Raw genomic sequence first — 10726 nt, 5'->3', positions numbered from 1 at the left:
AAACCAAATATTAGGAGGAAATAGTTATTTTGTTTCAGACACCAGAAGATACGTCTTCCTTCCGACAGGAGGTTACAGCATCACGCACCACGATTGAGGTGAGTGACCTCTCGGAGCTCACCAATCTGCGCTCGACTGATCTCAAGAGACTTGTTGTGTCAAATTACAAGGGGAGCGGCAAGGATCTTGCACATCTCGCTAACATCCCTACTCTCACGACGCTGGCGTTGGAATCTTGTCATCAGCTCACCGATATCTCTTCTCTCGCCAAGCTTCCCACTCTCTCCACCCTCATTCTGCGCGACTGCCTTCTGCTTACCGACATCTCTCCTCTCGCTCATTTGCAAGCTCTCTCCATCCTCAACCTGGACTGCTGCAAATGCCTTACCGATATCTCTCCCCTCGCGCATCTTCAAGTTCTCTCCATCCTCAACCTGAGCGACTGCCCTCTTCTTGCCGACCTTTCGCCGCTCGCGCATCTCTCTTTGCTCTCTACCCTCGATCTGGACTGCTGCAAACGCCTCACTGATATCTCTCCCCTCGCGCATCTCCCCATGCTCTCCACCCTCTATCTGAGCGGCTGCAACCTCCTGACCGATATCTCTCCCCTCGCGCATCTTCCCATACTCTCCACACTCGACCTGAGCGACTGCCCTCTGCTTACCGACATCTCTCCTCTCGCACATCTCCCTGCGCTCTCCACCCTCGACCTGAGCGGCTGCCCTCTGCTTACCGACATCTCTCCCCTTGCTCATCTCCCCACACTCTCTACCCTCAAAATACGCTTCTGTCCACTTATCACTGATATCTCTCCCCTTGCTCATCTCCCCGCGCTTTCTACCCTGGAAATGAACAACTGCCCTCTCCTCAACAACATCTCTCCCCTCTCACATCTGCCTACCCTTACTATGCTCGACCTGAGCAGTTGCGATCTTCTCTCCTCTTTAGGTTCTTTCTCCGCGTTGCCTGCTCTCTCTCTTCTCGTACTGAACAACTGCCCCCTCCTCTCAGATATCAGCACACTGCCCTCTCTCTCGGCTCTTTCTTTACTTAATATGAGCAATTGTCCCAGGCTGAGCGCATTACCAGCACACCTCACAACAAAGCGACTCGATATCAGCAACTGCACTGCGCTGCATACGCTGCCAGAAGATCTCTCTGTCTCTGAGCTCATCATGACTGGATGTATCTCCATGACCTCCTATCCCCAAAAGGGCGCATCGCACATGACAGTCTTCGAGATGCACGGCTGTCGAGAACTGCACACCATCCCCCCCTGGCTCCTAAGCGTTGAGCGGCTTGATATCAGTGATTGTCCTCTGATCTCCGAGATTCCTGCCACCCTCCAGATCGGATCCTGGCTCGATCTTGCCGGCACCCCAATACAGTCACTCCCCCAGCATCTCAGCTCGCTCCAGTTGCGCTGGCACGGAATACCGATCTCACACCGTATAGCCTTTGCACCCGAATCGATCACCGTTGAAGAGATTTTGACGGAAGAGAATGTCGAGCGCCGTCGTACCCTACTCGAACGCATGGGTGCTCAACGCTTTATAGAGCACAGCCAGGCACGGGTCCTCGATCAGGATCAAGATCGCGGTGGTCAACGCCAGCTCTTGCGCGTCCCGTTCGATGAGGATGAAGATCTCATCGCCCTGGCCGTTACCGATCCATCAACCGGTCATCGCTATATGCTGCGCGTCCCACCGACAACAACGAGTTGTCGGCAGGCCGCCGCCTGGATCGCTGGCTTCGAGAACCCCGATGATTATCAGCCACTTGACGAAACCTAAAGAAGATCGCTATCAATATCATCCCATTTTGTGTGAAGAATGGAGAGGAGACAGGTAGATGATGATTGCATGAGTACCTTTCCTCTTTCAGTTTCATAATGTACCCGTTTGCCAAAGAATACTCTTCTCTAATATGTATAGAAAAATTTATTCGCTCAAGAGATTTACACGAACGCATTAATGACCTACAAAAGTAGTCGAAGGAATCTTCATTTATGAGTAATCAGCAGTTATTTGGTAACGCATTCGCTCTCCGCAATCGTCGCCGTTTTCTTCAACAAGCTGGTGCGCTTGGTATTTCCTCATTCGCACTCACATCGCTTTTAGAGGCTTGTGGTAATGCTTCCAGCACATCAACTAGTGATGTCGATATGACCGGTCCAATTGACATGCAAACATTAATCACAAATGCCAAAAAGGAAGGCCAACTACAAGCAGTTGGTATTTCACCAGAATGGGCCAACTACAAAAACATTCTTGCTGGCTACACCTCAAAATATGTACCAGTCGAGTACCAGGCCGAAGCATTGTTTTCTTCCGCACAACAACTCGAAGTATTCACAAAATCGAAATCCCATGCTCAGGGTGACATTAGCGATGCAGGATTCAAGTTTGGCGCACGAGCTGTGCAGCAAGGACTTGTAGCACCGTACAAACATGCGCATTGGACTGACATTCCCGCTGACCTCAAAGACCCTGATGGCTACTGGTGTACTGAGTACTACGGTACAGAAGCATTTGTGATCAACACGGATATTGTAAAAAATCCACCAACCTCCTTCAAAGATCTACTCACGGGAGACTATAAGAATCAGGTGGGCATCGATGGTGATCCACGCCAGTCGAATGATGCATTTATTGCCGTCTACTCAGCCGCACTCGCACAGAGTGGAAGCCTTGATGATATTCAACCTGGGATTGACTTCTTCAAACAGTTAAAGCAAAAAGGCAATTTCACTCCAGCCTTTACGAATCTTGCCAATATGACCAAGGGCGAGGTTGCAATTGGTATTATGTGGGACTTCGCCGGGCTTGGGTACCGCGATATACTCAAAGGTAGCCCCAATCTCAAAGTTATTATCCCCTCTGACGGTTCTATTGCTGGCCCTGATATCTCTTTCGTCAACAAAACTGCGCCAAATCCTTATGCAGCGCGTTTATGGATTGAATATATCTTCTCTGATGAAGGACAACTCTCTTATCTTCAAGGCTATGCACACCCAGCGCGTTACCAGAAATTAGTAAGTGAGGGCAAAGTACCAGCAGAGCTTGCGGCAAAACTGCCTGCGGCAGAGCAGTACGCAAACGTCAAATTTGTTACCGATCTTGCCAGGCTCTCAAAAGCTTCAGACACACTGATACAGAACTGGCCATCTGTGACCGGACAATAATTCTTAGGGGTATAAATGTCTGCATTAGCTAAAACTTCTATGGCAACTACCTTAAAGAAGCACAAAACTCGGCAAAAGTTGCATCCCAGTTATACATTCGTTAGCTGGTTAGGATTACTTCCATTTTTACTTTTTTGTCTCTTATTTGAAGTATTGCCTGCCCTTATCATTCTTCAAGACAGTCTGGTGGACAGCAACACAGGAGGATTTACATTTAACAATTTCCAGCACCTACTATCGAGCATTACCTACCTTCACGCATTTCAAAATAGTATTAGCCTTTCGCTTATTACTGCACTTATTGGTACGGTTGCTGGTTTTTTCGCGGCTTATGGTGTGTATAATACAAAGGCAGTTTGGCTCAAAAATCTGTTAATTGGCTTTTCTAGTATTGCTGCAAACTTCGCCGGCGTGCCACTTGCATTCGCCTTTGTCTCAACGCTTGGGGTAACTGGCCTTATAACGGTGCTCCTACAACATTTTTTCCACTTTAACATCTATGATGCTGGCTTTACACTCTATAGCTTCATGGGACTCGTACTCGCTTATGTCTATTTTCAGTTGCCATTGATGGTCCTCTTGACGGTTCCCGCCTTCGGTGCGCTCAAGCCGGAGTGGCGTGAAGCTGCGATAAACCTGGGTGCATCAAACGCAACCTACTGGCGACGTGTAGCTCTTCCTGTACTCCTGCCCTCACTCCTGGCAGCTACGATGCTTCTGTTCGCAAATTCTCTTGGTGCTTTTGCCACCGCATTCGCATTAGCACAAGGAAATATTAATCTTGTGACGATTCAGATTGCCTTTGCTATCGATGGCAACGTCAGTACTGATCCTGGATTAGCAAATGCACTTGCGGTTGGTATGTTCATTGTGCTGCTACTGGCGGTCACATTCTACACCACAATGCTTCGTCGCGCGAGCAGATGGCAAGGAAGGTAAATCTTATGCATATACAAAGTAGGCAAGCAACGCGCTTTGCATTCCGATGGGATGCACTTTTCCTTGTCCTATTTATGCTCTACCTCATAATCCCATTGGGCGCAACACTGCTCTTTGGTCTTTCCGGGGGGAAGGGGATTGATTTTAGTAGCTACCGACAGATATTTGTCGACAAAGACTTCTGGAAGACGTTGCTACTATCGCTAGAATTATCGCTCGCTGCAACCGTCCTGGCAGTGGTATTAGTTACACCAACAGTATACTGGATGCAGATACGCTTGCCAAAGGCTCGACCGTTGTTAGACTTTCTCTCGCTTATTCCATTTGCAGTACCTGCAATTTTACTCGCGGTGGGACTAGGCGAAGTATATGGTGGTTCAAATATTTTTATTAACATTCTTTCGTTTGGACTTGTACCATTGCTAAGTAGCCAGCCTTTCAACATTGTCAGCACACCACCACTGTTGGTCTGCGCCTATATCATTGTGTCACTGCCCTCCATTTATCGTCCAATTGATAATAACTTGCGAGCAATCAATACACGCGTTCTTACAGAGGCAGCGTACAGTCTTGGTGGTGGCTGGTGGCGCACATTTTTAACCATTGTGATGCCTAATATCCTTCCAGGTGTGGTCAGTGCATCGCTACTAACTTTCTCAATCTCAATGGGTGAATTTACGCTTTCCTCACTATTTGGTATTTATACTTTTCCGATCTATCTGAATCAGGTAGGACAAAGCGATGCACGCAAAGCTGCCTCCCTCTCCATTCTTAGCTTTCTCTTCACACTCGTCTGCGTACTCATCTTGCTCCTTTGTATTAGGCGTAGAGTCGGTGGTAAGCAACAAGATATTCAAATTGTGACCGTGAAATAGGCAGGTGCAAGAGACGCCTCCACATCGAGAGTTAATTAAGGAAAGAGATAACTATGGCTTTTCTCAAATTAGAAAGCATCGCAAAATACTTTGGCCCTACCCCAGCAGTAGAGCACATCAACCTTTCTATCAATCAGGGCGAGTTTCTCACGCTGCTCGGGCCAAGTGGTTGTGGCAAGACAACCATTTTACGTATGATTGCGGGCTTCGAGATACCGACAGAGGGTACGATTACGCTTGATGGTGCAGACATTACCCGTAGTCAGGCCAACAAACGCCCCATGGGTATGATCTTCCAATCATACGCATTATTTCCACATCTGACCGCCTCTCAAAATGTTGCATTTGGTATGCACATCAAAAAACTTCCCAAAGGTCATGCACAGCAGCGCTGTGCCGAATTGTTGGAACTTGTAGGATTAAGCGAAATGGGTCCGCGTTATCCGCATCAACTCTCCGGTGGACAACAACAACGTGTCGCGATCGCCCGTGCCCTTGCCGTTGAACCGAAAGTGCTTCTGCTCGATGAACCACTCTCGGCACTCGATGCCAAAGTACGTGTCTCCCTACGTAACGAGATCCGACGCATTCAGCAAAAACTCAATATGACAGCAATTTATGTTACACATGATCAAGAAGAAGCTCTCGCAATCTCTGATCGTATTGCGGTAATGGCAAACGGTAAAATCGAGCAACTCGATCAGCCAGAGGAAATTTATAGCAACCCTCAAAGTGTTTTTGCCGCAACGTTCATCGGAAACAGCAACCAATTTCACGGCATCATTGATTCAGCATCAGAAGGGGTATGCAAAGTTGGCGACTATTTTATCTCTACACCGCGTCTTGAACATCTAAGTAATGGATCAAGTGTCCTCATCGTTGTTCGTCCAGAAGAGGTTTCTCTATTACCTGTGAACGATACAGAGACGGTTTATAGCGTAAACGGAACAAAAGAGAATGAAAATCGCATCGCTGGTGTCATCGAATTACGGACTTTTCTGGGACCATTCACGCGTTTCCATATGCTTATCAGCGACAAGACTACTCTCATTGCGGATATGCCTAACCATCTGGCAAGGGATTTCAATGTGGGAAACAAAGTTTTACTTTCATTCTCGCCAGACAGTTGTCAAGTCTTCCCACTTCCTTCACGCGATGTTGAACTTGAGTCACAGAGCATATAAGTCTTGACTTTGCCCTCTGAGACCGAGCGCAGATGGATGATTTCCCCTCCTCTTTCTTCGCCTCACCTCATTATCGTATGATATCTGTATTTTTTGCTGTCATAGATGGTTTTTGCATATTCAAATGGTTGCTCATGCTCTGTATAAGTGGTGCGTCGTATAATCAGCGCAGCACTATTCAGCGGCACTTTCAGCTGAAGAGCAACTTTATCGTGCAAGAGTCCAGCCTCAATCTCTTGATCGGCTTCAACCAAAGTGATCCCATATTTATATTCGAGTAAACGATAAAGCATCTGGTGTTCAAAATTTTCGCTTAAAAGTCTTTCACATTCCTTGAAATGCAGATATGAAACTTCAACTGCATATGGCTCATCATTTTCGCAGTATAAACGTTGTAAACAAAAAGCGTAGCTCCCCGCTGCGATCTGTAGATGCTCCGCTACGACGCTATCGACGGCTTGCATCTGAGCTGAAAGAACTTTTGTGCGCAAATTCTGACCATGCGTGCGGCTATCTTCTGCCAGATTATTCAATGGCACACACTGTGGAGCGATTTTAGGCCGACTAACAAAGGCTCCTCTTCCCTGTTCGCGATAAACGACGCCTTCACGCACCAATTCCGTGATCGCTTGTCGTGCCGTCATACGGCTCATATGATAATGTTTGCCGAGTTCATTTTCAGAAGGAATTAGATCGCCAGGTTGCCATTCGCCGGTAGTAATTTTTTCGCGTATAACTTCTTTTAATTGATAATAAAGTGGCAAAACGCTTTTATGAGTAACAGTATTCATGGATGATTTTTAATCCTTTAAATTATGAGGATGCTTCTCAACAATATTGTAAGTGCGATTTAACAAAATTATAGAGCAAATGGAGGGGAAGATCTAGAGATAAGAGAATGTGTCCGAGCGAAAAAGGAACAGAAAATAAAGCAAAGAAGAAGGATTACTTATACAAAATAGGCTGCTCTTCAACACTAAAATAACATCCAGTTAAATAAACTTTCTATGGCATGCCACACCTTTTATCCATAGCATGGCATGCCATTCAATCGTCTGAGTGAAACTACATAATCCACCCTGTTCAAAGGAAGAAGTCATATTCCTGAACAAGGCTAGCGATATGCCTCTGCCTGTAGATTAAACAATTCGGCGTAACGCTCTTCCAGCGCCATCAACTCTTCATGCGTACCATTCTCGATGATATGTCCGTTTTCCAGGACAAAGATACGATCGGCCAGCCGTACAGTGCTAAAGCGATGGCTGATGAACAGAGCCGTCTTATTCGTAGTCAGGGAACGGAAATGGTTAAAAATCTCGTACTCGGCGCGTGCATCCAGCGCACTGGTCGGTTCATCCAGCGCCAGAATATACGCATCACGTATAAACGCTCGAGCCAGAGCAATCTTCTGCCATTCGCCGCCGCTCAACTGAGTGCTCTCCTCCAGATTCTTAAACCAGCGTCCCAGGGTCGTCTCGTAGCTCTGCGGGAGCTTTTCAATCACCGCATCGGCACCACTTTTGTGAGCCGCACTGACCACAAGCTCCCTATTTTCAACTTCTTCGATACGTCCAACGCCAATATTCTCACGCGCAGTCAGATAATAGTTCACAAAATCCTGGAAAATCACTCCGATGCGCCTGCGCAACTCCTCCAGACTATAGACGCGGATATTTTTTCCGCCGATCAGGATCTCTCCCTCATCCGGCTCATAAAGGCGCGTGAGCAGCTTCACCAACGTTGTTTTGCCTGCTCCATTGTGTCCAACCAGAGCGATCGCCTCGCCGGCACGAATCTTAAAACTCACATTCTTGAGAGTCGCTTCTGTCTCCGGGTCCCTGCCAGGATAGGTAAAACTTACATTGCGAAACTCGATATCCTGTCCATAGCCCTGCTCCGACGGCTCAAACGGCTGCGGATCTTCAGGAGACAGGATCTTCGATTGATAACCAAGAAACTCGAAGAGCATATTAACATAGAGCGCGTTCTCGTAGGTGCTGGAGACACTTCCTAATAAGGATTGAAAATTTTGCCCGACCTGCATCGCCGTCTGCGTATACAGGGTCAAACCGCCCAGCGTAATCCGGCCAGCAATCGCCTGCAAGGCTACATAGATATAAATACCTGTATTAACAACACTGGTGAGATTCGACCAGCCAAAATTCGTCAGATAGCGACGCAATGCCAGTTGCTGATCTTGCAGATACAGCTTCTTTGCCAGCACCTGGAAGCGATTAATAAAGAAGTCGCTCAAATTAAAAAGCTTAATCTCTTTTGTATACGTATCGGTCGTCATCAGCCGTGTAAAATAATCCATCAGACGCCGCTCGGGTGATTGGCGACGCATCTGACGATAGCCTTTCCAACCATAGCGTGTACTAAAGATAAAAGCTGGTATCGGCATAATCAGCGAGATAACCGCAAGCCACCAGGCCAGATGAAAAAGCACAAAGAGCAGTGAGGTCATCGTAATCAACGTCTGCCCCAAACCGAACGTCTGAGCAATCATGCTGGTCGGTTGATACGAAGACTGATTGGTTGCCTGACGAATCTTGTCATAGGACTCTGGATTTTCAAAAAAGGAGAGATCAAGTCCTCCCGCCTGTTTGAGAATATCCAATTGGATACGATTGGAGACAAGCTCCTGCAAAAGCTGCTGTACAATACTACTCAAAGCACCCAGCAAGCTAGAAAGCAAGGTAACCCCCACTTGCAAGCCTATCGGCCACCAGATCGGAGATGGATTTTGCAGATGAATAGCTTTGACAACACCATCAATCACCAGAGCCGTAATCGAGATGCTAATAGCTGGTACCACGCCCTGCAAGATATCCAACAGCCCCAACGAGAGCGTCAAGAATCTCTGCGTCTCCCAGACCAGTCGAAGGACACGTGGAAAGCTGGCCAGGGTGCCCGGTACCTTTTTCAGGCTAAACTTCTCTTCGTCATTCTGCCTCCTTCCCGATACCCCGCCCATTCCTCTTTGATAATTCATATTCATCCCTTCAATATATACAAGTAGCGTCGCACGCTCGCGTGCGATGTCCACTGGACGTACGATCAGGCATTCCAGCGTGGCTCGCCAAAATCGGGCTATCTCATACGAGCCACTGGACATCGTACGCGAGCGTGCGACACTACTGTGGGTTACAGCACGACTGAAACAGTCATACCTGTATTGATAGGCAGTGCGATTGAGCGCAGTGCAGGATTACCGATCACACTCTGATTGTACGCACGAGCTCCGGCGGAGCGTGGATTTGTCGTATCCTCAAAGAGTAGCCCATTGCCACCCAGAACACAGTTATCGGCCACAATGATGCTGCCAGGATGCGCGAGTTGAATCGCCCACGTCAGATACTGCGGATAGCTATCCTTGTCAGCATCGATAAAAATCAAGTCGAATGGTCCATCCTCCTTCAAGAGAGGCAACGTCTCCAGAGCGGGGCCAACGCGTACTTCGGCGCGATCATCCACATGAGCCTGACGGAACGATTCACGTACCACCTCTGCATGGGTCGCATCGATCTCCAGAGTAATCAGCCGTCCATCCGCAGGCAAAGCTCGCGCCAGCCAGATGCCGCTATACCCTGCAAGCGAGCCAATCTCCAGGATCTTACGAGCCTGACAGGCTGTGGCCAGAATCTGCAAGAGTTTCCCTTGCAGAGCAGAAATCTGAATCGCAGGCAGACCTCGTTCTCTGGCTCGGATCAATGTTTGCCGCAACGCATCATCCTCAGACACAAACGCACGAGAGATCGCCTCCTCAAGCTCGCGAGCGTCTACCGGAGCACTATAAGATCCTGTACTCATCTGCTGTGGAGAGGAGCCACCTGCAAGCAGATCGCGGATCTCATTCTTACTGCGCTCAAGCGCCTGACGTAATGGTAGGAGGCTTTGCGGATCAGCCTGCTGCGCCAGCACATGTACTCCTTTTTCCACGGTACGGTGCAGTTCACGTAGTTCCTCATAGACAAACTCGACCGCAAAACGCGTGGTAGAAGTTGGCATAGGATGACCATTACGCTCCCAAAAATCCTGGAGAAAATCCATCTGAGTTTGTAGCTCTGCCTCACCTGTCTCTGTCAGGCGATAGACACTTTTCTCATCAGCCCTCTCCGCCAGAATCAATCCTTGATCCTCTAAAAGCTGTAACGTCGGATAGACGATGCCCGCACTGGGAACATAGCGCCCATAGGTCCGTTCTTCCAACCATTTGATAATCTCATAGCCGCGCTTGGAACCATGATGCAGAGCATCAAGTAAAAGATAGCGCAACATGCCGCGCTCAACCCGCATACGTCGCGGCCCACCTTGATATCCATCCTCGTCGGCAGAACGCCCTGACGCACGGTGATGAGATCCTTCTCGATATCCACCGTGCTCCTCCCCATGATGACGCCCTTCCTCACGTTCACCACGCCTTCCACGTCGCCTATACTCCTCCCGCTCCGACTCATCATGATGATGATTTGTTCTCATAGATAGTTCTCCTTTCTTTTCATAAAGATATATCTTTCACTAATATAAATTATATCTTTTTA

General features: G+C 48.0%; 8 protein-coding genes. 5 read left to right on the top strand and 3 right to left on the bottom strand.

The window, feature by feature from the left end:
• Positions 1–29 precede the first annotated feature (29 nt).
• The 5 genes from AC27N8_RS13350 (at position 30) to AC27N8_RS13330 (ending at position 6182) form a co-directional block, all read left to right on the top strand.
• A complete protein-coding gene (locus tag AC27N8_RS13350; protein ID WP_487067774.1) occupies positions 30–1793 on the top strand; it encodes a leucine-rich repeat domain-containing protein in 1764 nt (587 codons plus the stop codon).
• Between the two features lie 215 nt (positions 1794–2008).
• Positions 2009–3184: an extracellular solute-binding protein gene (locus AC27N8_RS13345; protein WP_487067772.1), complete on the top strand. Its 1176-nt coding sequence runs from the start codon at positions 2009–2011 to the stop codon at positions 3182–3184.
• A 15-nt stretch (positions 3185–3199) separates the two neighbouring features.
• Positions 3200–4123 carry an ABC transporter permease gene (locus tag AC27N8_RS13340; protein ID WP_487067770.1) on the top strand — a complete coding sequence of 308 codons (924 nt, stop codon included), beginning with the start codon at positions 3200–3202 and terminating at the stop codon, positions 4121–4123.
• Positions 4124–4128: 5 nt separating this feature from the next.
• Positions 4129–4998 (top strand): ABC transporter permease, encoded by an 870-nt coding sequence (locus tag AC27N8_RS13335; RefSeq protein ID WP_487067768.1) that lies wholly within the window; start codon positions 4129–4131, stop codon positions 4996–4998.
• Positions 4999–5051: 53 nt separating this feature from the next.
• Positions 5052–6182 carry an ABC transporter ATP-binding protein gene (locus AC27N8_RS13330; protein WP_487067766.1) on the top strand — a complete coding sequence of 377 codons (1131 nt, stop codon included), beginning with the start codon at positions 5052–5054 and terminating at the stop codon, positions 6180–6182.
• Between the two features lie 62 nt (positions 6183–6244).
• Here the strand turns inward: AC27N8_RS13330 and AC27N8_RS13325 are convergent, their stop codons facing one another.
• From AC27N8_RS13325 to AC27N8_RS13315, 3 genes are all read right to left on the bottom strand, one after another.
• A complete protein-coding gene (locus AC27N8_RS13325; RefSeq protein WP_487067764.1) occupies positions 6245–6973 on the bottom strand; it encodes a GntR family transcriptional regulator in 729 nt (242 codons plus the stop codon).
• A 323-nt stretch (positions 6974–7296) separates the two neighbouring features.
• The gene (locus AC27N8_RS13320; protein ID WP_487067762.1) at positions 7297–9177 is read right to left on the bottom strand and encodes an ABC transporter ATP-binding protein; all 1881 of its coding nucleotides are present in this window, start codon (positions 9175–9177) and stop codon (positions 7297–7299) included.
• Positions 9178–9329: 152 nt separating this feature from the next.
• The gene (locus AC27N8_RS13315) at positions 9330–10664 is read right to left on the bottom strand and encodes a class I SAM-dependent methyltransferase (RefSeq protein WP_487067760.1); all 1335 of its coding nucleotides are present in this window, start codon (positions 10662–10664) and stop codon (positions 9330–9332) included.
• Positions 10665–10726: the final 62 nt, after the last annotated feature.

It is taken from the genome of Dictyobacter sp. Z7_2, from assembly GCF_057551105.1.
Note: the sequence above shows the minus strand (reverse complement) of the source record. Positions and strands in the feature narration are given on the sequence as shown.